The sequence below is a fragment of the Streptomyces noursei genome, assembly GCF_016917755.1.
GTDB classification, from domain to species: Bacteria; Actinomycetota; Actinomycetes; order Streptomycetales; family Streptomycetaceae; genus Streptomyces; species Streptomyces yunnanensis.
This window is the reverse complement of sequence record NZ_CP070326.1, coordinates 7,883,319-7,905,639: the sequence shown is the minus strand read 5'-3', so window position 1 is coordinate 7,905,639 and position 22,321 is coordinate 7,883,319. Positions and strand designations below refer to the sequence as shown.

Below are 22,321 nucleotides of genomic sequence, written 5' to 3'. Positions count from 1 at the left end.
CCCAACTGGGCGAGCTCCGACGCGAGTTCGGGCACCAGCTCGGGGGTCGTCCCCGGGGCCGTCCCCGGCACCAGCTCCGGCAGCAGTTCCGGTTACTGGTGGCGGTCGGCGGCGGAGTCCGCCAGCCGGGCGAGTCGCCCGGTGGCCGACAGGCCGCCGAGGGCCGCGCGTGCCTGGGAGGCGCAGGCTCGCGCCTGGCGTGCCGCCTCGGCGATGGCGCCGGTCCGGGCCAGCACGTCGAGCAGGTCACGGTGGGCCGTGGCGAGATCGACGGTGCCATGGAAGATCTCGGTGAGGTGTCGGCGGTCGTGGGCGTCCGCGGACTCGTAGGCGAGCAGGACGGGCAGCGTCGGCTGGCGGTTGGCGACGTCGCTGACGGCGGACTTGCCGGTCAGTGCGTCGTCGGCGGTGTACGGCAACAGGTCGTCGCGGATCTGGAAGGCCATGCCGAGCTGTTCCCCGTAGTGGTGCAGGGCGTCGATCTGCTCCGGTGCCGCGCCGGCCAGGATCGCGCCCGCCCGGCAGGCGGCGCCGGTCAGCGCGGCGGTCTTGCCGCGGATCACCTCCAGTACGGCCGACCGCCCGCAGGTCAGGTCCTCGCGGATCTCGATCTCGCGCATGCTGGCGCGGCACATGGCGTGGACCGCCTCGGCGATCGCCCGGGACGCGGCCAGGACACGATCGGCCGGGCCGCCGCGGAGCATGGCCGCCCACCCTGCGGTGAACAGCCCGTCTCCGGCGAGCAGGGCCTCGGCGATGCCGAACCGTTCGGCGGTCGACGCCCGCCCGCGGCGTACCGGGTCCTGGTCGACGATGTCGTCGTGGACGAGGCTGGCCACGTGCAGGCATTCGATGGCCGCCGCGAAGGACAGCACCGACTCGGCCCGGCCGCCCACCGCCCGTGCCGATTCCACGCACAGCGTGGGGCGCAGCAGTTTGCCGCCGGGGAACAGGGCGTCCAGGCATGCTGTTTCCAACAGGTCTTCGCCACTGCCGACCGAGCGGATCAGCTCGGCTTCGATGAGCGGGATCAGGGGGTCGGTGGGCCGGGAGGCGGTGGCGGTCATACGGGGGCCTTTCGGGTTCAGCAGGGGATGATGGTGCGCCACTGGCGCTGCCACACGTCGAACAGCGCGGAGACGGGCGGGCGTACGGGCCGGTGCAGCAGGTCGGCGCCGGCGGCGCGCACGAGGCCGAGCAGCAGTGTGCAGTGCCGGCCCATGGCGTCGGTCCAGGCACTGGCGGGACTGTCGTCCAAGGCGGTGACCAGGGCGGGGAGGCGGTGCCGGACGCGATCGGCCTCGAAGGCGATGACTCGATCGCGGCGAGAGCCGCCGTGCCATACGCGTCCAGGCGACGCGCCCGCTCCTCGACGGGCCCGGTGTCGGCGCACGCGTCGGCCTTGTACCCGTGGACGACCAGCGCCGCGACATGCGGTCGGAGCGCCGCCGGCGCCGCCCGCAGCGCCCACCAACCGGCCCTCCCCTCATCACACTTGTGGATGTCACGGATGCACACCGTGTAGCACGGGCGCAGGACGGGGGCATGGATCCCCGCCGCGTCGAGCCATCGTCGCAACAGCACCGCAGGGCCCTCCCCTCACCTCGTCTCGTGTCCGCCCGGCGCAGGCCGGGCAGTGTGCTCATCGCGTACCGTGTGCCGGCCGGCGGCGGGTCGGTGTCCGAGGGCGCCGGGTCCTGGGGAAGGCGCTGCGGGTGCGGCGGTGGAACGCCAGCAGGGCCAGCAGCGCGGCACCGGCGAACCACAGCGTCTGGACGGCCAGGCAACTCGCCATCGTGCCGTTCGTGAACCCCGCACCGGTGGCGGCCTGCATGCTCCCGTAGGACGGCAGTAGTCGGACCAGTGGACTGTTGGCGCCGGTGTTGGCGATGGGGTTCTGCAGCGCGACGTCGATGATGCTGGTCATCACCATCGCGAACATGCCCTCGACCTCCCGTCGCAGTACGCACCCGAAGAGGACACCGAGCGCGCCGTAGGTCATGGCGTCGCAGAACAGCGCGGTGGCCAGCAGCGCCGGCTGGCGCGGGATCCAGGCCGCGCAGGTGACGGCGGTGGCGTAGACCGATACGGCAGCGCAGGCGAGTGCCAGTGAGGTGGTCTTGGCCAGGGCGAGGTGGATGCGGGGGTGGCCTGCCATGGCCAGTCGTCGGTCGAAGCGTCCACCGTTGAAGGTGGCGGCGAACATCATGAACCCGGAGATCAGGGTGACGGCGTTGAGGGCGCCGGTGATCTGGGAGAGCTGGTCGCCGGGCGGGGAGAGGAACTCGCCGGTGGAGTTGAGTCGGACGGGTGCGGGTTTGTCGGGCAGTGCCGCGTGGGCGAGGGTCACCCACGCCGGGACGTAGAGGACGACCAGGAACATGGCGAACCGATTGCGGGCGTGCATGACCAGGTCGTACCGGGCAGCCGTCACGAAGAAGGTCAGGTGCCGCCTCATGGTGCCGCCTCCGCCCGCGGGCGCAGCACTCCGCCCTCCAGGTACCACAGCTCGTCGAGGCGGCCGGTGTCGTAGGCGAGGTGGGACACGACCAGCACGGACCGGCCGGCCTCGCGCAGCCCGGCCGCGAGGTCCCAGAACCGCCGGTAGGTGTCCCAGTCGAAGCCCTGGTAGGGCTCGTCCAGCAGCAGCACCTGGGGATCGTGCATCAGGGCGAGGGTGAGGTTCAGCTTCTGGCGGGTGCCGCCGCTGAGCACTCCGGCGCGTTCGTCGGCGTACTCGGAGAACCGCAGCACCTCCATGAGGCCCTCGGCGCGGCACAGATCCGAGAGGCCGAAGGCGGTCATGAAGAACTTCAGGTGCTGTCGGACGGTGAGGGCGTCGTTGAGGACCACGTCCTGTGGGCAGTACCCGAAGCGGCCGCGGTGGACGACGACGCCGCGCTGCGGACGCAGTTCACCGGCGAGGATCTTCAACAGAGTCGACTTGCCCGCGCCGTTCTCGCCCACGATGCCGGCCACCACGCCCCGCCGAAGGCTGATGTCGATCCCGCGCAGCACCACGCGACGCCCATAAGCATGGTGCACACCTTTGACGTCCAACGCACTTCCCGCCCCCACCCCGCAGCGACAGCCCTACATCGACAGCGTCACATGTCCAACGAGTGGCGGCCGCTCGCAGCCCCCTCATGCGGGGGCTCGGCAGCCCAATGTCCGCATCGATACCCGGCAATGAGCAGAAATAATCGGAATTCCGGGAGGGGCGGGCGCGGAGGCGTAGGTGGTTTTCAGGTGGCGTCATATTCTGTTGTGGCTGCTGGGAATTGAGGGAAACGCTCGCCCGTCATTCGTCTTGGACGGGGGTGCCCTGATGGTAAACGATGCGCCACCCGTCGCTCGCCTGCTGCCAGATCGTTGACCTGCGGGTTCTCCGCCCGTTGAGCACCAGGGTGTACGTCAGGAGATACAGATCGGCGGCCAACTCCCGGCAATGGAAGTCGGAGGTCTCCCACTCCTCGACGGGTGGCTCCTGAGAGCGCTCCTCAAGGACATCGAGTACATACGCGCGGCTGTAGCGTTGCCCCGAGGCACCCGTTTCCCAGAAGTCGGGCGCCGTCATGGCCTCGAAATCGGCTCGCGACATCCCGAACTCCGGCCTGTGGAACAGCGGTTCCCTGCCCATGAGTTCGGCGAGCACACCATGTAGCCGTTCATCGGTGACGCGATCGGGTTCCATCCTCGATTGCTAACAGATCACAGTCGGCCCGGCAGGTGTTTTCGGGAAGCGCCCTGCGCGTGTACAGCTCCCAGGTATGTGCCTGGAGCCCTCGTCCTCGTCCCACGTCGAGACACTGTCCGCGAAGACCGGTCACGGCCGCGTACTTGATGTCGCGGATGTAGGCGAGGAAGGGGCCTTGAGTTTCCGAGAGCGTGCCTACGGCCAGGGGGCGTTGATGCGAACAGCTCGAACAGCGCGCAGAGCGCGAACAGCGTCGACCGGGTGAACGGCATCGAAGGCGCCGAAGTCATCGGTGAGTTCACCGGCCCAGTTGCCGGAAGTCGGTGCGGCGCCGAGGCTCAATGCGTGCGGCGGCCGTGGTAGATGAGGCGGTGGGGGGAGAGGTCCGTACCGTATCCGCGGTCGATTCCGACGAGTTCGAAGCCCGCCTGCGCGAGCGCTTCGGCGAGGTTGAGCGCGCTGTGGAAGGCCCAGCGTTCCGTCACCTCGGTCAGTACCCGGCCGGATCGACGGAACTGCTTCTCGATCACCACGTGGTCGGCGTGCAGCCGGTGCCGTTCCCATTCCTCCACCGGGCCGCCGGCTTCGCGACAGGGCTCGGCGAGACCGATCTGCCAGTCGGTCTCCGTCCGCGCGTCGAAACTCTCGCTGACATCGATATGGATGGAGCCCCCAGGCGCCAGGACGCGGGCGGTCTCCGCCAGGGCCCGCTGCCGATCGTGCGGCGTTACCAGCAGTTGGAGCGTCGAGTACGGGATGACGGCGGTGGCGTGGGATCCCCGGAGCGGGAGCCTGCGCATGTCCCCGCAGACCGGGTGCAGCCCCGGCGTCCGGGGCATCCTGGCGAGTCGCTCCCGGCTGAGGTCCACGGCGGTCACCCGGCGTCGCGCGGGGTGCGCCAGGGTGCTCGCCACGCGTCCGGTGCCGGCCCCGAGGACCAGCACGGTGTCGTGCTGCTCGGTCAGGCGGGCCCAATAGGCGGTGTCGTTGCGTTGCCGGCGCAGCCGGTGGGCGTTGTGCCAGTCGTAGAGCAATGCTTCCCACTGCGCGGGTGTCACTGTTCAGGGCTCCTTGTGAGGCGCGTGAGGGAGGGGAAGGAGGGGCCGGTCGCGGGCCGGGCGAACGGATGGTTCCCGACGGCTGGTTGCTCCGCCGTGTCGAGGTGACGGCGGGCGGAATGGGCTGTCGGATGGGGAAGTCCGTGCCATGCTACCCACCGGTCAAATGCGCTACCCGCCGGGCATTGCCGCTCCGGTGCCCGCCGTGGGAAATCGGCCAGCGACGGGACTGTTTTTCCCGGACTCGGCGGTCGATGTTCGAGGAGTCCGGCTGGGCTGCGCCAAGGGCGGCGCGGAATCAGTCGATATTTTCTCGCCCACTCGGGAAGGCGCGATATTTTCGCTCTTTTCGTGAGTGTATGAATAGTCGGTCATGGGTCTGCGTGCGGCTTGTCATGCTGGCCTGATTCGATCGTCCGGGTGCCGAGAAAGAGCGTCGGACGGGCAGTGGGCTTCCGGAGAATGGTGTTCTCGCGGAAGTGTCGGGGTGGCGTCACGCAGTCGTTGTTCGCCGTTCTTCAGGTGGTAATTCAAGGGACCGGGAGGGAGTTCGGAGGGGCGCGGGGTGGGGGTTCGGGGGCATTGTTCCCGGTGTGGCGTCGAGTGGGGGACCAGGCGTGGGTGTTTCGGCCAAAGGCCCAGGTGCGGACCGAGCTTGGTTGACCGCGTCCAAGTGGCCATGCTTGGGTTTCCATGAATCGCTGATTGGAGAATTCCTCCCTGCGGTGAACGATGAAGTGGTGGAGCAGTGAAGCGGCGGAGAAGCCGTGGTGTCGTGGACTGCCCGTCCCCGTTGGTGGCGCGGTGTGAACGCTGCGCGTCGTCGCGGTGAGTCGAAAAGAAATGCGGAATCCGGGGGGTGAGAAGAGTGGGACGGACATCGGTGCAAACCCAGACCCAACCCCAGAGCCAAACCCGTACCCGAGCCGAGATTTGGCAAGGGTTCGGCGCAGCCGAAAGGCGGGAGGTCGGCACGGTAATCGTGTCGACGCTGCAGAGCCAGAGCACCTCCGCACTGCTCCTGCTTCTGCTGTCCCTGCTCGCGCTGCGCGTGACGGGTTCCCCCGCGAGCGCACCCCTGGTCGTGGCGGTCGGCGCATTGCCCGCACTCCTCCTCGTCCGGGCGGTCCGGATCGTCAACCAACGCGTCGACCACCGCTGGGTGATGCTGTTGTCGGACACCGGAGCGTTCGCGGTGGCCGTGACGCTCTGGCTGCTGGTGCGCGGCGGTGGGGTGCACGCCTGGCAGATCTACGCCGGCATGTTCCTCTTCGCCTCCTTCGGGGCCTTCTACCTCCCCGCCATGCGCGATTGGGTCGCCGGCCAGACCACCGGCCTGGAGCAACTGACCTGGCTGAACGCGATGCTGGCCGTCGCCACCCAGGCATCCGTGGTGGTCGGCTGGGCCCTCGGGGGAGTGCTCGCGTCGTCGATCGGCATCCAGGCGTCCTTGGGACTGTGTGCCCTGTCGTACGCGGTCGGCCTGGTGCTGCAGTTCGTGGTGTTCGTGGTGATCAACCGAGCGCCGCTGCGCAAGTCCCCGGTCGCGGCGGGGTCGGCCGGTCCCGGCGCGGCGGAGCCGGACACCAGTGGCGAAGGGCGGCCGTCCGCCGCCGGGGTGTGGCGGGAGGTGTTCTCGCCCCGCCGCCTGGGATTGTTCACCGCCGCACTGCTGCTCATGGAACTCGCCCACACCCTCGGCTTCAGCATGTTCGTGCCGCTGCTGACCGGGGGCGCGTCCGACCGGTCCTGGATCGCGGGCACGGCGAACGCCTGCTTCGCCCTCGCGGCGATGATCAGCGGAGTGCTCGTCTCCGGCGGCACGTTGGGACGGTGGACCCGCGCACGGGTGCCGCAGATCGTCCTCGTCGGCTTCTGTGTCCAGGTCGTGTTCGGCCTGAGCGCCGCGCACCCGGTGTGGGCGATCTGCCTCTACGCCGTGGTGGGCCTGCTCAGCGGGGGCGACGCGGCGCTGCAGAGCGAAGTCCAGGACCGTTGGCGCCCGGCCGGATCGGCGCAGGCGTTCGCCGTCTTCGGCGCGGTGCAGGGGCCTTCGCAACTGGTCGGATCCCTCCTCGTCGCCGCACTGCTGACCTGCCTGTCCGTGGGGACGGTCTACCTCGGCACGATCGTGGTGCTGGGCCTGGGCTCGGGACTGGTGCTGGTACTGGCCAGATCGCGAGCCGCGACCGCCTCACCACGGGCCGAAGCCCCCGTCTGAGATCCCGCTGCCGCCGGTTTCCGTCGCCGGGACCGGCCGTCGATACCCGATGGAACTCACGAAAGGAACACGACGTGGCCAACCTCGCCCTGTACGGTCTCGGCGAAATGGGGGCGGACATCGCGCGGTGCCTGGTGGCGCGCGGAGTCGAACTGCACGCCTACGACCCGGTGGCCGATGTGGCGCCGGAGGCGGACCACTTCCACCGCTGCGCGACAGCCGCGGAGGCCGCCCGCGCCGCCACCGTCCACCTCGTCGTCGTCAAGCGACCGGACGACGTGCGCACCCTGCTCTTCGGCGCCGACGGGCTGTGCGCCGCCGCGCCCCCCGGCTCCCACGTGGTGCTGCACACCACCCTCACCCCGCAGACCGTCCGGGAACTGGCCGACGCGGTGCGGCAACAGGGGCACGTCCTGCTGGACGCCGCGCTCAGCCGCCGTGACGGCCTGGTCCGCGACGGCTCGCTGTCCCTGTTCGTCGGCGCCTCGGCAGCGGAACTCGGCACCGTGCGGCCGGTACTGGAACGCTACGCCGACAACGTCGTGCACGCCGGACCGACCGGCGCCGGGATGACCGTGAAGCTCTGCAACAACTGGCTCCTCTACAGCAACCGGCACGCCGCGCTCCAGGCACTGCGCACCGGACGCGCACTCGGCGTCGACCCCGACGTGCTGCGCGGCGCGTTGGCCGCCTCGACCGGCTCCAGCTGGGCACTCGCGCACTACTCGGACCTCGACGAGGCCATCGTCACCGGGCAGGGCGCACCGGCCGTGGTGCGCGACCGGACGACGTCCGAACTACACATGGCCCGGGAGATGGCGGCCACCAGCGGCCAGGTGCCGACCAGCCTGCAGGAGACCTTCGCACTGCTCGACGCGATGTGAACCACGTCTCGCCGGGCGCCGCTTCAGCCGGCCCCGCCCGTTCGGAAGGGCCCCATGGACAGTGACACCGTTTCCCCCGACGAACTCGCCAAGGTCGTCGCCGGCCTGCCCGTGCAGGTGTGGAACTCGCCGACGGCGGCCGAGCTCTACGGGCACACCCTCAACCTCGTCTGCCGGACCCGCGCCGGGCGCACCGCGGGCGTCTGGGTCGTCCCGCTGGACGACGGCGGCACCGCCGCCCGCCGTCCCTTCCGGCTCCTGCCCTACGCCGCACCATGGAGCGACCCGGGGCTGCATCCTGTGGACCGCCACCGTGCGGTCCACTCGATGACCCAGGCGCTGATGGCCCGCGTGGACTCGGCGGAGCTCCCGATGGATCCGCGCTTCGGCGAGGTGGCCGCCCTGTGCGAAGCCGGCGCCGAACTGCTCTGCCGGCACACCCGCATCCTTGAGCTGCGCGCGGGGTGCGACCCGCGCAGCGCGTACGTGGCCACCGCCCGGAACCACATCCGGGCCGCGGCCCGACGGCACACCGTGCACAGCGCCCCGCTCGACAGCTTCGACTTCTCCCGCGCGGTGGTCGGCCAGCCGGCGCCGGCCGTGGCCGCCCGACGCCGATCCGGACTGCGGATCGGCCGGGAGGAACCGGCGCTGTGCCTCGCCGCGACGGACCCGGACGGGGTCTGCCGGGGCCAGGTGTTCGTACTGCTCTGCGACGGCGCCGCGGTCCTCATGCACTCCTGGTTCGACCGCACGGGTGCGCGCGGGGTGCCGAGCCTGCTGGTCGACGAGGCGATCACCTGGGCGCAACGGCAGCCCGGGACAGAGGTCTTCGACTTCGAGGGCAGTGTGCTGCCCAGCATCGACCGCTTCATGACCGGGTTCGGCGCCCACGCCCGCGGCTATCCGCAACTGAGGTGGATCCGCTCGGGTCGACCCGGCTCGGACGCGGGGGAGTTCGGATGACCGCCACCGGCCGTCCGGCCGAACCCGACCTCGACGCCCGCCGCCCGACCGCGGACCCCGCGGCGCCGCACCCGCTGCCGGGCGGCCGGGCCGTACCGGAACCCGAGCCGGCCCACGGCCTGCGCCTGGTCGACCTCGACGCCCTCCCCGGAGCCCAGGAGGACGCCTGGGCACGCGCATACCGGCGCCACGGCACGCGGCTCCAGCAGTCTCCGGGATACGCCCACGCGGTCCGCGCCGCGGGCCACCGCGTGGTCGTCGCCCTCGCCCCCGACGGCATCGCCGCCTTCACCCGGGACGGGGACGTGCTCACGGCGGTCGGCGACGACGAGCCCCTGCTGACCGAACACGGCCACCCGGAGCGACTCGCCCGCCTGGTGACGTCCGTCCGCCGGGCCACCGGCGCGTCGGTCTACCTCCCCCTGGTGGCCGCGCCCCACGCCGAAGCCTGCGCCCGGGCCGGCTGCACGACCTGGCGGCGACCGCCCAACTCCCTGATCGACTGGTCCCACGACGGCGCCGACCTGTGGGAACGCGCCCTGGAACGGGGCAGCTCCCAACTCCGCCGCAAACGACACCTGGTGGAGCGCGACGGCCTGACCGTACGACCGGGCCGATCCGGTCCGCGCGCCTTCGCAGACGTCCTCGCGGTCGACGACCGCTCGTGGAAGGCCGCACGGGGACAGAGCATGCGGCAGCGCGGCGGCCAGGACGCGCTCTACGGCCGGCTGGTCGACACCGGAGAGATCACGGCCGCGTTCCTCCTCGACGGCGAACGCCCCGTCGCCTTCCGGCTGGACGCCCGGGTGCAGGACCGGCTGATGAGCCTGAAGTGGTCCTACGACGAGACCTACCGACGCTACTCGCCCGGGCTCTACCTGCTGACGGAGGGGCTCCGGCAGGAGTGGGCGGGCCGGGGCGTGCGCACGGTGGATCTCCACGGCAGCCCCGACGCGCTGAAGGACCTGCTCCACACCGAGCGCGTGCCGCGGGCGGACGTGTGGTGTGGTGCGGCCGGGCCGGGAGCGCTCCGAGCCCGGGAGCGCGCGGCGCTGGACGCCCGGGTGGCCGGCGCCCACGAGGCGGGGAAGGGGCTGCGGCATGCCTTCGACTGACCCCGCGGTGGCCGCCGCCGTCCAGGATCTGCTGCACCGTTGGGGCCAGCCCGCCGCGGAATTCTGCGCCTCGGGCGGCACGGCGCTGGAAGCCGCCCTGGAGGTGCTGGAGGTGGGCGCGGGTGCCGAGGTGGTGGTGCCCGACGTCGGCTGCCACTCCGTCGCCGCCGCCGTCGTCCGCTCCGGCGCGGTGCCGGTGTTCGTCGGCGTCGGCGAGGACCTGACCCTGCACCGGGACGACGTGGCCGCGGCCTGCTCCGCACGCACCCGCGCGGTCATCGCGGTGCACCAGTACGGACTGCCGTGCGACGTCACCGGCATCGCCCGGGCACTGCCCTCGGACGTGGCGGTGATCGAGGACGTGGCGCAGACCTGGGGATCGACGACGCGGGGCGTGCTCGCCGGAGCCACCGGCACGCTCACCGTCGCCTCCTTCGGCCCCTCCAAACCGGTGTCGCTCGGTGCCGGGGGAGCGCTCCTCGGCCCGGCCGACCTGGTCTCCGGAGCGGTCGCCCGGGGCGACACGACGGACCGGCACCGGCCGCGCCCCCCGTCGCCCGCGCGCTTCCCCGCCCCCCTGCTGCCCCTGCTCCCGGACGCCATCGCCCGCGCCGACCGGCAACTCGCCCGCCGCAGGGCGGTGGTCGACCGCTTCCGGGACAGTGACCTCGCCCGACACTTCCGCCTTCCGCCCCTGCCGCCCGGATCCAGCGCCGGCTGGACCCGGCTGCCGCTCTACCCGGCGCCGTCCGCCACCGCCCGCCACATCGGGCAACTGGCCGACGACCTCGGCTCCGTGCAGCCGATGCACCCGCAACCACCGTCCGCACTGCCGATGTTCCACCGGTGCGAGAAGCGCGTCCTGACCGGCGGCCGGCGGCCTGTGGAACCCCTTCTCGTCAAGATTGGATGACCCCACATGACGCTGATCAACCCCCATCAGTTCTTCGACCTGTCGCAGGAGGATCCGCAGTCCCTCACCCACTTCCGGGCGACCCTCGCCGACGGCCAGCTCTTCCGCTACGTCGAAGGGGACCGCGAGTCCGCCAACACGCTCATCGAGCGCCACTTCGCCGGCTACTTCCGCAAGGAGGCCGCCACGGCGGTGGCCAACGGCACCGTCGGACTGCGCCTGGCCCTGCGCGCCCTGGGCATCGGTCCCGGTGACCGTGTCCTGGTCAGCGCCTACTCCTTCATCGCGTGCGCGATGGCCGTCTCCGCGGTCGGCGCCGTACCCGTCCCCCTGGACATGGACACCGCCCTCACCCCCGACACCACGGCGCTGGAATCGCCCGACCAGCCCGTCGCCGCGGTGATGATCGTCCATGTGCAGGGGCACGCGGTGCAGGCGGGACGGGTGCGGCAGCTCTGCGACCGGCTCGGGGTCCCGCTGATCGAGGACGTCTGCCAGGGGCTCGGCGCCGCGTCGACGGACGGCCGGGCCGGTGAACTCGCCGACGTCGCCGTCACCAGCTTCCAGCAGTCCAAGCAGATCTCCTCCGGCGAGGGCGGACTGGTCGCCGGCAGTGCCGAGGTGGTCGAGCGGGTCTACCGGATGGCGGACCTGGGCGCCGTCCGGCACGAGCGCGGACTGCCCGACTGGGACGACGAACGGGCACTCGTCGGCGACAACCTCCGGATGACCGAACTCCAGGCGTCGCTGGTGATGGACCAGGCCCTGACGCTGCATCAGACATTGGCCCGGCAGCGGAGCCGGCGCGCCCGGCTACGGGAGCAACTCGGCCCGGACACACCGGTCTTGGACAGCTCCGACCCCGAAGGGGACGCAGCCTCCCACACCCTGTTCGTGGCCCGCAGCACCGCCGACGCCGCGGAGTTCTGCACCGGACTCGCGGCCCGCGGCGTCCTCGCCCGCGTGGTCTGGAAGAAGACCTACCCTGAGTACGGACTGTTCCGGCGCGTGCTGCCGAGCGCGCCACACCCGTGGCCCAAGAAGGCAGAGGCGCTGGCGCCCAGGATCCTGAGCGTTCCGACGTCGAAATACCTCACGGATACGGCCGTCTCACAGGTGGCCGAGGCCGTCGTGGCGCTCCGACAGCATCTGGTACAGGAAAGGTAACCACCCCATGAACCGCATCGCGCTGCTGCTGCGCGGGCTGCCCGGCTCCGGAAAGACCACCACCGCCGCCCTGCTGCGGGACTCCCTGGTCCCCGCCGTACGGATCTCCAACGACTCCGTCCGGTACATGGCCCGGCCCCGGGACTTCAGCGACTTCACCCTCGTGGCATCCGAACTGGGATGCCTGGACCTCGCCCTGTCCTACCTCGACAGCGGCTTCACCCCCGTCATCGACGGCGTGTTCGAGGACGTCGACTTCCTGGCCGCCCAGCAGCTGCGCTTCCAACGCAAGGGGATGCGCCTGGTGACGATCACCCTGGAAGGCACGCTGGCCGATCTGCTGGACCGCAACAACGCCCGCGACCCGCTGGCCCGCATGGACGAGGACCGGGTCCGCGAACTGCACCGGCAGTTCCGCCCCGCCGGCCTGCTCCTCGGCATCCACGACAAGCAACCCGAGGAGGTCGCGGACGACGTCCTGGACCTCCTCGAACTCACCGCGCAGGAAACGGAGACGGAGCCCCCGGCCACCGACGACGTGGACCTGCTCTTCCTCCGGCACGGCGCCCCGGACTACCCTGGCGACACCTACCCCGACCCCTACGCCATGGCACTGTCCCCCCGCGGCCGGGACGAGGCCCGGGCGGCCCGGGCGGCCGTCGAACGGTTCGCCCCGGAGGCGGTCTACACCTCGGACTTCCTGCGCGCCCGAGAGACGGCCGCGCTCGCGACCGCCGGGCTCGACATCGAGGTGCGCGAGGAAGCCGCCCTGCGGGAACGCGTCTTCCACGCCTTCGCCGGCCTCGACCTGAACGAGGTGCGGCGGCACCTCGGACCGGAGGCCGACCGCGTCCTGACGGGCAACAGCGACCTGTGCGACCTCGACGGCGAGGAGAGCTACGAACAGGCCCGCGACCGGGTCCTGGAGTTCTTCGCCGCGCTGACCGCCCGCCACCCCGGCCGGCGAGTGCTGGTGGTGGGCCACGGCGGACCGCACCACTGGCTGCTGGAGCGGGCGCTCGGCGCGCAACTGCGCGGCGTCCGCGCACTGCGCTGGGACACCGGACACCTCTCCCGCTTCCGGATCGGACCCGACGCGGTGGCGGTGGACTTCGTCAACCGATCCCCCGAAGACATCGCCCGCAGCCCGCAACCCGCCAAGGAGGCCCCGTGACCTTACGCCCACCCACCGCCGACCGATACGCCCGGGTGGCGGTGGTGGCCACGCCCTTCGGCTTCGGACCGGCCTCGAAGGCGTACAGCATCGGCCAGGTGCTGGCCCGACACCACGGCCTGGACGTGGCCTACTACGGCACCGACTCCGCCCTCGACTTCTTCACCGCCCAACACGACACCCACGCCGAGCCGTTGGGTCGACGACCCCCGGGACAGGACCCACCGGAGCTGCGCTCCGCCGACGCCGTGGTCAACGTACTGGCCCCGGAGCTCATCGGAACGGGCGAGTTGGCCGCCCGCACGTACTACGTGGACAGCCTCGGCTTCATGTGGGACGCGGCCGACGTGCCACCGGACAGCCCGCTGCGCCGGGTCCGCGCCTACCTCGCGCAGGACCTCTTCGGCAGCGCGGACCACCTGGCCCGGCTCGGCCTGCGCGGTGTGATCCCGGTCTCCGGAATCGTCGCCCCGCCCCCGGCGATCCCGCCCCCGGCACCGCCCGAGGACACCGGCACCCGGACACCGGACCGGACCCGGGTCCTGGTGCAACTCGGCGGCCTGGGCAACCCCGCCGGGCACACCTCCGGGCAGGTCTATCTGGCGCTGGCGGAGCGCCTGCTGACCGAAGTGCGGCACGACGCCGTCGAGATGAACGTGGCCATGAACCACGCGCACGGCGCGTTCAGCCTCCGGGCCGACCTGCCGGCGCGCCAGCTGTCCGCCACGGAATTCCGGACGGCGTTGCGGCACAGCGACGTGGTGCTCAGCTCCCCGGGGATGACCACCCTCGTCGAGGTGTCGCAGGCCGCGCGGCCCTACGTACCACTGCCCCCGCAGAACTGGAGCCAGGTCCTCATCTGCCGGCACCTGGCCGCCGGCTGCGCACACGAGCTCTGGCCCTTCCTCACCGAGCCCTACGACCGCATCGGCGACGCGGCGCCCGAGGCCGAGAAGGCCGTGGCCGTACAGGAGATCAACCGGCGGCTCGGCCGCGACGACACCTACGTGAAGCGATACGCACACCTGGCCCGGCACGCCCTGGGAAATCCCCGGACGCCACACGTGGGCGCCCCCTTCGACGGGGCGCACCAGGTGGCGGCGGTGGTGGCCGCGGACCTGGCCGCTCGCCGCAGCGCGGACGAGCCGACGACGGAGAGAACAGCACCATGACCGAACCCCTCACCGCACCCACCGAATCCGCACTCCTGCGCACACTGCGCTCGATCGCCGGCGAAGTCGACGGGGCACGCACCTGGAGCCGGACCTCCCGTGCCCTGTCGCCGGCACGCGTCGCCACCGTGTTCGGCTCGGCCCGTGCCATACGGGGCGAGCCGGCCTACGAACTGGCCCGGGAACTGGGCGCCGCCCTGGCCGCCCGCCGCTGGACGACCGTGACCGGCGGCGGCCCCGGGATCATGCAGGCGGTCCGGGACGGCAGCGGCGCGACGCTGTCCCGGGCGGTGCGCATCGAGATCCCCGGCGAAGTACCCGACACCGTGCTGGACGAGGACCGCTCCCTCACCGTCGGCACCTTCGCCCTGCGCAAGCTCCTCCTCACCCACGACATCGACGCGCTGTTCGTCTTCCCCGGCGGCGTGGGCACGTTCGACGAACTCTTCGAGGTCCTCGTCCACCACGACACGGCCCGGCTCGACCACTTCCCGGTGGTGCTCGTCCAGCCCGAGGGCACCGGCCTGTGGGAGGCGTTCGTACGGTTCGTCCAGGAGCACCTGGTCGACACCGGACTCGCCAGTCCCTCGGTGGCCAAGGAACTCGTCATCGCGGAGTCGGTCGAGGCGGCCCTGGCCGCAGTGGCGGCCGTTGGAACACCCGCGGCCGCCGCGGCCACGAACCGACCCGCCGACCTCGCTACCGAATGGCGGACGCAGTGAACGAGCACCACACCCCGCCGTCCGCCGCCGACCGCGACCGCCCCGCCAAGGTCAGCGTCCTCATCCCCGCCTACAACGCGTGCGCCACCCTGGAAGCGTGCCTGCTGTCGCTGACCCACCAACGACTCCGGCGCCCCTTCTCGTTCGAGGTCCTCGTCGTCGACGACGGCTCCGACGACGGCACCGGCACCATGGTGGACTCCTTCACCTCCCGGCTCGACCTGCGCTACGCGTACGAGCCCCGCACCCCGGCATCGGGACGGGCCAGGGCACGCAACATCGGCCTCGCCATGGCCACCGGCAGCCTGGTCGTGACGCTCGACGCCGACCAGGTCGTCGGGCCCGACTTCCTCGCGCACCACCTCCGGGCGCACGGCGCGGCCACCGATCTGCTGGTCGTCGGCCGCCGCTGCCAACTGGGGGAGGGGAAGTTCGACCTGGCGCGCCTGGCCCGTGGATTCAGCCTCGATGCGCTGCCCGAGGTGGTGCGCGGCGACGAGCGGGAGCCGGTCTTCGCCGCGCTCTCCTGCCAACTGACCCACATGCGCACGGCCTGGCACTACCTGTGGACCTGCAACGCCTCGGTGCGCCCGGAGCGACTGGCCGCGTCCGGGGGCTTCGACGAGCGGTTCCGCGGCTGGGGTCTGGAGGACGCTGAGTTGGGCTACCGACTCGTCAGGGACGGCGTCCGGATGCGCTACAGCGCCCGGGCCGCCGTCTACCACGAACACCGCTCCCCGGTCTCCGCGTCGATGTACCGCGAATGGCGCGAGAACCTCGGCCACTTCGCCCACAAGCACCCCGACCCGGCGGTGCGGCTCCAGGAGATGTTCGCACCCGCCATCGATCCGGCCGCCCCGGCGGCGGAAGCCTGGGTCGACACCGCCGTGCGGTTCGAGCACGCCGCCCGCGCGCTGGAGAGCGCCCCACAGCCGGCACCCCACCACTGAGGTCGCCCCCCACCTCCCCTTTCTCCGCCGACGTCCTGAGAGGCCGCGTCAGCCACCATGCACACACCATCGGCACCGCGCACCGCGGACGCCCCCCGGCATCCCGTGCGACGGCTCGTGTACATGCCCACCAACCGCCCCTTCGAGGCGGCGTTCCGCTCCGTCGCCGCCGAGGTGGCGGCCCTGCCCGAGGAGGCGCGCCATCAGGTGACGCTCCTGGTGGTGGACGACTGCCCACCACAGGTGTCCCGGGCCAACCGGCAGGTGGTCGAGGACACCGCCGCCGCCAGCGGCGTGCGGGGCCATGTGCTGGACGCGGCCGGATGGGAGCGGCTGGCGCACGACATCCTCGTCGCCGCCGCGCTCCCGCCGGCCGAGCACACCCTGGCCGAGCGCGCCCTGTGCAAGCCCACCGGGTCCTACGGTGCCGGCCCCAACAAGGCCGCGCTGGTGGCCGCGTATGTGGGCGCGCACACCCTGCACCGGCGCGACAGCGACCAGATCACCCATGTGGACCCCGCCTCCGGTGCCTCCCCCTTGAGGATCGAGGCCGAACTGCTGGACGGGGGCGCCGCGGCCGGCAGCAAGGGTGCCCACTGCGTCGGCTCCTCCCTGACCGGCCGGCCCACCCGCGACCGCCGGGACCTGCTGCACTGCTCCGCGGAGTACGTCGACCGCATCGACGCCCTCAGCCGGCTTACCCCGGCCGAGACCCGCGTGGTCCGACCCGCCGCGCCGGCCCGGCCCGAGCAACTCACCGCGCACGGCGGGGTGACGGCCCACCGCGACCACACGGGCACGGTGGAGATGGGCATCGCCGCCGTACGCCGCGTCCACGAGTGGATCCCGGAGATGCCCGCCGTGGGCGTGCTCGGCAGCGACTACTTCCAAAAGGGCCTGCTCTACCAACTCGAACTCCCCGTCTGGCACCACGACATGACCGCCGAACACCACTACGAACCCTGGCGGGCCGAGCAGACCAGTGCCGAACACCTCGGCTGGTACGCCCGCGCCGAACTGCGCTACGCGGTGCTGCGCAAGCACTGGAACGCCTTCAACGAGGCCCTGATGAGCCAGCGGGACCTCCTCCTCCCCGACGGGCAGCACTTCGACTCCCGGGCCTACGCGGAGTTCCTCGTCGACACCCTGGCGCGCGGGGCGGAGCGCGCGGCACCCATCCCGCCCGCGTTCGTCGCGCTCTACCGCGAGGCCGCGGCCACCGCGTCCGGCGACGTCCGGCGCCGCCTCGACATCCGGATCGCGGCCCTGGAGGCGGAGGCGGGCACGACGGAGCAGTACGTGGCCGACGCCATCGGGGAGTTCGCCGCGCTGACCCGCCGGTGGCCGGCGCTGGTCGCCGCGGCGGGCCGGCTCGGCTCGGACCGGGACCTCGGACGGTACGCCTGACCACGAGCGGCCCGCCCGCTCGGCACTCGGCAAGCACTGCGGCCACGAAGAAAGCCGCGCCGACGGACTGACAAGGAGACGACCATGTGCGGTATCGGTGGCCTGCTGCTGAAGCGACACCCCTCCGCCGACCCACGATCCCTGGCCGGGCCGCTCGGCGCGTCGCTGGCCCACCGAGGGCGGGACGGAACGGGCTCGTTCAGCGACCAGTGGATCTCCCTCCACTCGGCCCGGCACGCCGTCATCGCCGTCGACGACGCCCGCCAGCCGATGTTCGACCGCGAACGGGCCCTGGTGATGGTCGGCAACGGAGAGGTGCTCAACTACCGTGAGCTCAGCCGCCGGTTGCCCGACCACCGGCGCCACCGCATGCCCCCCGGCGACCTCCAAGTGGCCCTGGAACTCTGTGCCGAACGCGGCACCCCGGCCTTCGAGGACCTGCGCGGGCCCTTCGCGCTCGCCGTCTGGGACAGCACCGCACACCACCTCACCCTGGTCCGGGACCGGCTCGGAGAACGCCCCCTCTACTACTATGACTCTCCCGAACTCTTCGCCTTCGCCTCGGAGATCCGCTGCCTCACCGCCTGCCTGCGCGGCGAGGACCTCCCCCTCGACCCGGTCAACGCGCTCGCGTTCCTCGGCCTGGGCCGCCTGACGGACAACCGGACCCTGTACCGCGACATCCACTCCGTACCGGCGGGCGGAGTGCTCCGGATCGGTCCCGGCCACGCCGGTCCACGGTTGGCCGCCTCCCTCACCCCGGTGTCCGGCCTGCGGGCAACCCCCGCCGACGAGACCGAGATCGGGCACCTCATCGACCAGGCGCACCGCCGAGCCCTGGTGGCGGACCGGCCGGTCGCCGTCGGCTTCTCCGGCGGCATCGACTCCTCCGCGGTCCTCAAGGCCGCGCTCGCGCACGCCGAACCCGCGGCGGCCGTCACCGTGTTCTCCGCCCGGCACCCCGACGAGGACGAGAACCTGCGGCGGGCCCGCGCGCTGGCCCGCAAGTTCGGCGTGGACCTGCACGAGGTGCCGTTCCGCATCCCCTCGCTCGACGCCACGGTCGACCTGCTGAACAGCACGCTCGACGCGCCCGCCGCCGAGCCGCTGGTCCTCCACAACGACGCCCTGCACCGCGCCGCCCGCGACCACTCCGCCGTACTCCTCGGCGGTCACGGAGCCGACGAGGTGTTCGGCGGCTACGTCCGCTACGCCGCGCTGCGCGCGGACGCCGTGGGCTCCACCACCGAGGAGTGGATGGCCACATCGCTGTGGGAACGCTGGAACCGCACCGCCGGCTGGAGCAAGTTCGTCACGGACTTCGGCTGCGACGCCCTCGCCGCCCGCACCGCCGCACTCGGCGACACCCTGGACCGCCCCTTCCCCTACTCGACGGCCGAACACACCGACCCGGTGCTGTTCGGACAGGCCCTCGACCTGTTCCGGCTCATGACGTACGACAACTTCCGCGCGACGGATGAGAACGGCATCGCACGCGGCGTGGAGGTACGCTCCCCGTTCTTCGACATCGACCTCGTGGCCGGCGTCTTCAGCCTGCCCGCGGAGCGCCGCATCCGGCCCGGCGCTCCCAAGCACCTGCTCCGCGGCGTCTTCAGCGGCACCCCGCTCGCCGAGGAATTCACCGAACCCAAGGTGGGCTTCGACGACCACTTCTCGTACTCGGACTGGATGACGGACAACTGGCCCGACTTCTCCGCCACCATCACCGAAGGCCCCCTGAACGACCTGGGAATCCTGCGCGACGGTGCCTTCACCGACCTGGAGAAGTTCGACTGGCGCCTGCTGTGGCGGCTCTTCAGCCTCGCCACCTGGCTGGATCGCGAAGGCCGTCCCCCGGTCGCCCACGGCTGAAGCGACCGGGTGCGGCGCGCCGTGCGCAGCTCCGGTCAGGGGCGTCCCGCCCGGGCCAGGGCCCTACCGGCCTCGGCGGCCAGGGCGGGGACGAGATCGGCCGCCGGCGGCAGGTCGGTGACGAGGTCGATGGCCTCGCTCGCCCAGACGGGCAAGGGGGTCACGGCGCCGCGCGTGACATCGTCCTGGTAGGCGAGGCGGGCCGCCGCCGGGTCCGCCGCGAGTTCCGCTTCCCGGCCCCGCCATTGGTCGAGGTGCGGGTGACCCAGTGTGCGAGCCGTGTACTTCGAGGGCCAGCGGGAGCTGCGGGCGATGTCGAGGATGCGGTTGCGTTCCGTGTCCTGCCCGCGTCCCCGGACCAGTGCCTCGGCGATCGAGGGGTCGACCAGTGCCTCGGCCGTTGCCTGGAAGCGGGTGCCGATGAGCGCCCCGGCGGCACCGAGGACCAGTGCGGCGGCCACGCCGCGGCCGTCCGCGATCCCGCCGGCCGCCAGTACCGGCACACCGTCCGCCAGATCCACCACGACCGGCACGAAGGGCAGCGTGGACCGCCCGTGCCGGGCGCCGTGCCCACCGCTCTCGGTGCCCTGCGCCACGATGACGTCGGCGCCCAGGTCCACCGCCTGCCTGGCCTCCTCCAGGTCGGTGACCTGCAACAGCACCGCCGCACCGGCCGCACGGACACGCTTGATGTAGGGGGTCGGATCCCCGAAGGAGAACATCACCGCTCGGGGGCCGTACTCCAATGCCTGCTCGATCGCCGCGACGCTGGTCGCCCAGGTCTGGAAGCCGACACCCCAGGGCTTCCCGGCCCCGGCCGCGATCGGCAGCTCGCGCGCCAACCACTCCGACTCCCCGCCCCCGGCGCCCAACAACCCGAGCCCGCCGCCGCGCGAGACGGCCGCCGCCAACTCACCGCCGGCCGATCCGCCCATCGGCGCCAGTGCGATCGGGTGCCGCACACCGAACAACGTGGTGAACGCCGTGGACAACGTCATGACTGTCATGATCACCTTTCCCGTCAGGAGGAGGAGACCGGCGCGGTGGCGCCAGGTGTGTCAGGTGCGCCGGACGCGGGGACCGCCGCTCGATCCGTGCCGTGCTGCGGTTCCCCGGCGACCAGCAGGCGGTAGCCGTAGTCCACGGCGTCCTGACCGAACAGGTCGGCGTGGCGGCGCTGCCAGGCCCCGGATTCCAGGTCCGCGCGCAGTCTCTCGATCGCCGGTTCCACGACGGACGGCGGGAGTTGGGCGAAGGTCGAGCTGGCACGCCGGACGGCAGGGGCGAGGTAGCGCTCCGGGCGGCGCCAGTAGGCGATCTGGAATCCGTCGGTGAAGTCGTGCGGGATGGCGAAGGTCAGCACCGTGTGCGCGTCGAGTGCCTCGACCACCTCGGACAGCGGGGTGAAACGGGCGTGTTCGAGCCGCCGGATCTCCGGCAGGTACTCCTCCAGCAGCCACAACTCCCGGAGATGCGTCGGGTCCCAGGTGAAGACGACCTGACGGCGGGCGACCCGCCGCAGTTCGCTCAGTCCACGGTGCAGATCGGGCCAGTGGTGCACCGTCATCACCGCCATCGCGGCGTCGAACGCACCGTCCTCGAAGGGGAGTTCCTCGGAGCCCGCCAGGACCTTCCGCGAGCCAGGATGCTGGTCGAGCATGACCTGCGAGGGGTCCACCGCGGTCACCTCCGCGTCCATCGGCTCGTAGGAACCGGCACCCGCACCGACATTGACGACCGTACGCGCCCCGGCCAGGGCGTCGCGGATCAACGCGGCCAGCCGCGGGTCCGGTTGCCGCCCCCGACGGTAGCCGATGCCGATGCGGTCGTACGTCGCCGTGGCCGGACTTCCCCCGGCGGCAGAAGCAGTCATGCCCTCGATCCCACCAGGGCGATCACCCGCCGGGCCGGGGATTTAGTCTTGGCCGAATGTTGGTACTCCGGCTTGATCTGGACGGCCTGGCCTCCGTCCGCTTCGCGTGCTCCCCCCTGCAGGAGACGGTCCAGAGCCTGCGTGCCTGGCGGAGCCCGGTCCGCTTCGCCGCCCATCAGCCCCTCCTCCGGCAGTCCGCCCCGCTCCTCAGGCACCTCGACTGGCCCCTGCTGCAGGCACTGGTCGGGCCCAGCCGGCTGATCGCCGACTTCCTCACGCCTCATCCGCCGACACCCAGCACCGACATCGACGACGAATTCGCCGTCCTCCGCTCGACGCCGCCCGACCGCGTGACGAGCGAGCTGCTCCGAGCCGCCGACGGCCGTCCCCTGCACCCGCTGCTCCAGGAGGCCCGCACGGACCCCGACGGCCTGCTGGCGCGCATCGCCGACGCCCTGCACACCTACTGGCTCCTCGTGATCGCACCGCACTGGCCACGTATGTACGCGGTGCTGCGCGCCGACATCCTCCACCGGGCCCGGCGCCTCGCCGACGGCGGCGCGGCCGCCCTGTTCGCGGACATCGACCCGCACCTGACCTGGCAGTCGGGCACCGGCACCCTGGCCGTCGACGCCTTCCCCGCCGAACACCACGACCTCGCCGTGGACGGGCGCGGCGTCACGTTCACCCCCTCCCTGTTCTGCGACCACGCCGTCACCGTCGTCGATCTCGACCTGCCGCCCCGCATCTGGTACCCCGCTCGCGGCCTCGCCACGGTCTGGCACACCCAGACATCCGCCCCGCGCACCGTCCTGGCAGACCTGCTCGGCCGCACCCGCGCCCGCATCCTCACCCAGCTCGCGGAACCCGCGAGCACCACCGACCTGGCCCACCGACTGGCCCTCAGCCCGGCAACGGTGAGTCAGCACCTCGGCGTCCTGCACCGCGCCGGACTGGTCACCCGGGCCCGCCACGGACACCTCGTCCTCTACCTGCGCAGCCCACTGGGCGACCAACTCCCCGGCTGACCGGCCCGACACCGCGGGGGGCGAACACCGGGCGGAGGGGGGTGTGTTGGGGTGCGGTTGGATGGGGGTGCGAGGTCGGGTGCGGCTCGGATGAAGCGGTGG

Annotated in this window: 21 protein-coding genes; 13 read left to right on the top strand and 8 right to left on the bottom strand. The window is 72.0% G+C overall.

Features of this window, described 5'->3' with window-relative positions; translation table 11 throughout:
- Nucleotides 1–92: 92 nt before the first annotated feature.
- The 6 genes from JNO44_RS34550 to JNO44_RS34525 all read right to left on the bottom strand — a co-directional run bounded on the left by JNO44_RS34550 (nucleotide 93) and on the right by JNO44_RS34525 (nucleotide 4,755).
- Complete coding sequence (locus tag JNO44_RS34550) at nucleotides 93–1,067, bottom strand: polyprenyl synthetase family protein (protein ID WP_205367893.1); 975 nt, start codon at nucleotides 1,065–1,067, stop codon at nucleotides 93–95.
- A gap of 17 nt (nucleotides 1,068–1,084) precedes the next feature.
- Nucleotides 1,085–1,258, bottom strand: a complete 174-nt coding sequence (locus JNO44_RS34545; protein WP_205367892.1) for a hypothetical protein — start codon at nucleotides 1,256–1,258, stop codon at nucleotides 1,085–1,087.
- Nucleotides 1,259–1,642: 384 nt separating this feature from the next.
- Nucleotides 1,643–2,458 carry an ABC transporter permease gene (locus tag JNO44_RS34540; RefSeq protein ID WP_205367891.1) on the bottom strand — a complete coding sequence of 272 codons (816 nt, stop codon included), beginning with the start codon at nucleotides 2,456–2,458 and terminating at the stop codon, nucleotides 1,643–1,645.
- Nucleotides 2,455–3,060, bottom strand: a complete 606-nt coding sequence (locus JNO44_RS34535) for an ATP-binding cassette domain-containing protein (RefSeq protein WP_205367890.1) — start codon at nucleotides 3,058–3,060, stop codon at nucleotides 2,455–2,457. Before JNO44_RS34535 ends, JNO44_RS34540 begins: the two co-directional genes overlap by 4 nt.
- A 241-nt stretch (nucleotides 3,061–3,301) precedes the next feature.
- Nucleotides 3,302–3,694 carry a nuclear transport factor 2 family protein gene (locus tag JNO44_RS34530; RefSeq protein WP_205367889.1) on the bottom strand — a complete coding sequence of 131 codons (393 nt, stop codon included), beginning with the start codon at nucleotides 3,692–3,694 and terminating at the stop codon, nucleotides 3,302–3,304.
- A gap of 341 nt (nucleotides 3,695–4,035) precedes the next feature.
- Nucleotides 4,036–4,755, bottom strand: coding sequence for a class I SAM-dependent methyltransferase (locus tag JNO44_RS34525; RefSeq protein WP_205367887.1), 720 nt, complete (start codon nucleotides 4,753–4,755; stop codon nucleotides 4,036–4,038).
- Between the two features lie 982 nt (nucleotides 4,756–5,737).
- Here JNO44_RS34525 and JNO44_RS34520 point away from each other — a divergent pair.
- The 12 genes from JNO44_RS34520 to JNO44_RS34465 all read left to right on the top strand — a co-directional run bounded on the left by JNO44_RS34520 (nucleotide 5,738) and on the right by JNO44_RS34465 (nucleotide 19,318).
- Nucleotides 5,738–6,976 carry an MFS transporter gene (locus JNO44_RS34520; RefSeq protein ID WP_205367885.1) on the top strand — a complete coding sequence of 413 codons (1,239 nt, stop codon included), beginning with the start codon at nucleotides 5,738–5,740 and terminating at the stop codon, nucleotides 6,974–6,976.
- A 74-nt stretch (nucleotides 6,977–7,050) separates the two neighbouring features.
- The gene (locus JNO44_RS34515; RefSeq protein WP_205367884.1) at nucleotides 7,051–7,860 is read left to right on the top strand and encodes an NAD(P)-dependent oxidoreductase; all 810 of its coding nucleotides are present in this window, start codon (nucleotides 7,051–7,053) and stop codon (nucleotides 7,858–7,860) included.
- A gap of 54 nt (nucleotides 7,861–7,914) precedes the next feature.
- Complete coding sequence (locus JNO44_RS34510) at nucleotides 7,915–8,826, top strand: hypothetical protein (protein ID WP_205367883.1); 912 nt, start codon at nucleotides 7,915–7,917, stop codon at nucleotides 8,824–8,826.
- Nucleotides 8,823–9,941 (top strand): GNAT family N-acetyltransferase, encoded by a 1,119-nt coding sequence (locus tag JNO44_RS34505; RefSeq protein ID WP_205367882.1) that lies wholly within the window; start codon nucleotides 8,823–8,825, stop codon nucleotides 9,939–9,941. Before JNO44_RS34510 ends, JNO44_RS34505 begins: the two co-directional genes overlap by 4 nt.
- On the top strand, nucleotides 9,928–10,854 hold the full coding sequence (locus JNO44_RS34500; RefSeq protein WP_205367881.1) for a DegT/DnrJ/EryC1/StrS family aminotransferase: 927 nt from the start codon (nucleotides 9,928–9,930) through the stop codon (nucleotides 10,852–10,854). The genes JNO44_RS34505 and JNO44_RS34500 overlap by 14 nt, the downstream gene beginning before the upstream one ends.
- 6 nt (nucleotides 10,855–10,860) lie before the next feature.
- The gene (locus JNO44_RS34495) at nucleotides 10,861–12,021 is read left to right on the top strand and encodes a DegT/DnrJ/EryC1/StrS family aminotransferase (RefSeq protein ID WP_205367880.1); all 1,161 of its coding nucleotides are present in this window, start codon (nucleotides 10,861–10,863) and stop codon (nucleotides 12,019–12,021) included.
- Nucleotides 12,022–12,028: 7 nt separating this feature from the next.
- Nucleotides 12,029–13,195 (top strand): histidine phosphatase family protein, encoded by a 1,167-nt coding sequence (locus JNO44_RS34490; protein WP_205367879.1) that lies wholly within the window; start codon nucleotides 12,029–12,031, stop codon nucleotides 13,193–13,195.
- Nucleotides 13,192–14,367, top strand: coding sequence for a hypothetical protein (locus JNO44_RS34485; RefSeq protein WP_205367878.1), 1,176 nt, complete (start codon nucleotides 13,192–13,194; stop codon nucleotides 14,365–14,367). The genes JNO44_RS34490 and JNO44_RS34485 overlap by 4 nt, the downstream gene beginning before the upstream one ends.
- The gene (locus tag JNO44_RS34480; protein WP_205367877.1) at nucleotides 14,364–15,089 is read left to right on the top strand and encodes an LOG family protein; all 726 of its coding nucleotides are present in this window, start codon (nucleotides 14,364–14,366) and stop codon (nucleotides 15,087–15,089) included. Before JNO44_RS34485 ends, JNO44_RS34480 begins: the two co-directional genes overlap by 4 nt.
- Nucleotides 15,086–16,039 (top strand): glycosyltransferase family 2 protein, encoded by a 954-nt coding sequence (locus tag JNO44_RS34475; protein WP_205367876.1) that lies wholly within the window; start codon nucleotides 15,086–15,088, stop codon nucleotides 16,037–16,039. Before JNO44_RS34480 ends, JNO44_RS34475 begins: the two co-directional genes overlap by 4 nt.
- Nucleotides 16,040–16,162: 123 nt before the next feature.
- Nucleotides 16,163–17,446, top strand: coding sequence for a DUF6271 family protein (locus JNO44_RS34470; protein WP_205367874.1), 1,284 nt, complete (start codon nucleotides 16,163–16,165; stop codon nucleotides 17,444–17,446).
- 84 nt (nucleotides 17,447–17,530) lie between these two features.
- The gene (locus JNO44_RS34465) at nucleotides 17,531–19,318 is read left to right on the top strand and encodes an asparagine synthetase B family protein (protein WP_205367872.1); all 1,788 of its coding nucleotides are present in this window, start codon (nucleotides 17,531–17,533) and stop codon (nucleotides 19,316–19,318) included.
- Nucleotides 19,319–19,353: 35 nt separating this feature from the next.
- Here the strand turns inward: JNO44_RS34465 and JNO44_RS34460 are convergent, their stop codons facing one another.
- Both JNO44_RS34460 and JNO44_RS34455 read right to left on the bottom strand, forming a co-directional pair.
- Nucleotides 19,354–20,316 carry an NAD(P)H-dependent flavin oxidoreductase gene (locus JNO44_RS34460; RefSeq protein ID WP_205367870.1) on the bottom strand — a complete coding sequence of 321 codons (963 nt, stop codon included), beginning with the start codon at nucleotides 20,314–20,316 and terminating at the stop codon, nucleotides 19,354–19,356.
- A 23-nt stretch (nucleotides 20,317–20,339) separates the two neighbouring features.
- Nucleotides 20,340–21,191: a class I SAM-dependent methyltransferase gene (locus JNO44_RS34455; RefSeq protein WP_205367869.1), complete on the bottom strand. Its 852-nt coding sequence runs from the start codon at nucleotides 21,189–21,191 to the stop codon at nucleotides 20,340–20,342.
- Between the two features lie 56 nt (nucleotides 21,192–21,247).
- Here JNO44_RS34455 and JNO44_RS34450 point away from each other — a divergent pair, with 56 nt between their 5' ends.
- Nucleotides 21,248–22,219 carry an ArsR/SmtB family transcription factor gene (locus JNO44_RS34450; protein ID WP_205367868.1) on the top strand — a complete coding sequence of 324 codons (972 nt, stop codon included), beginning with the start codon at nucleotides 21,248–21,250 and terminating at the stop codon, nucleotides 22,217–22,219.
- Nucleotides 22,220–22,321 lie beyond the last annotated feature (102 nt).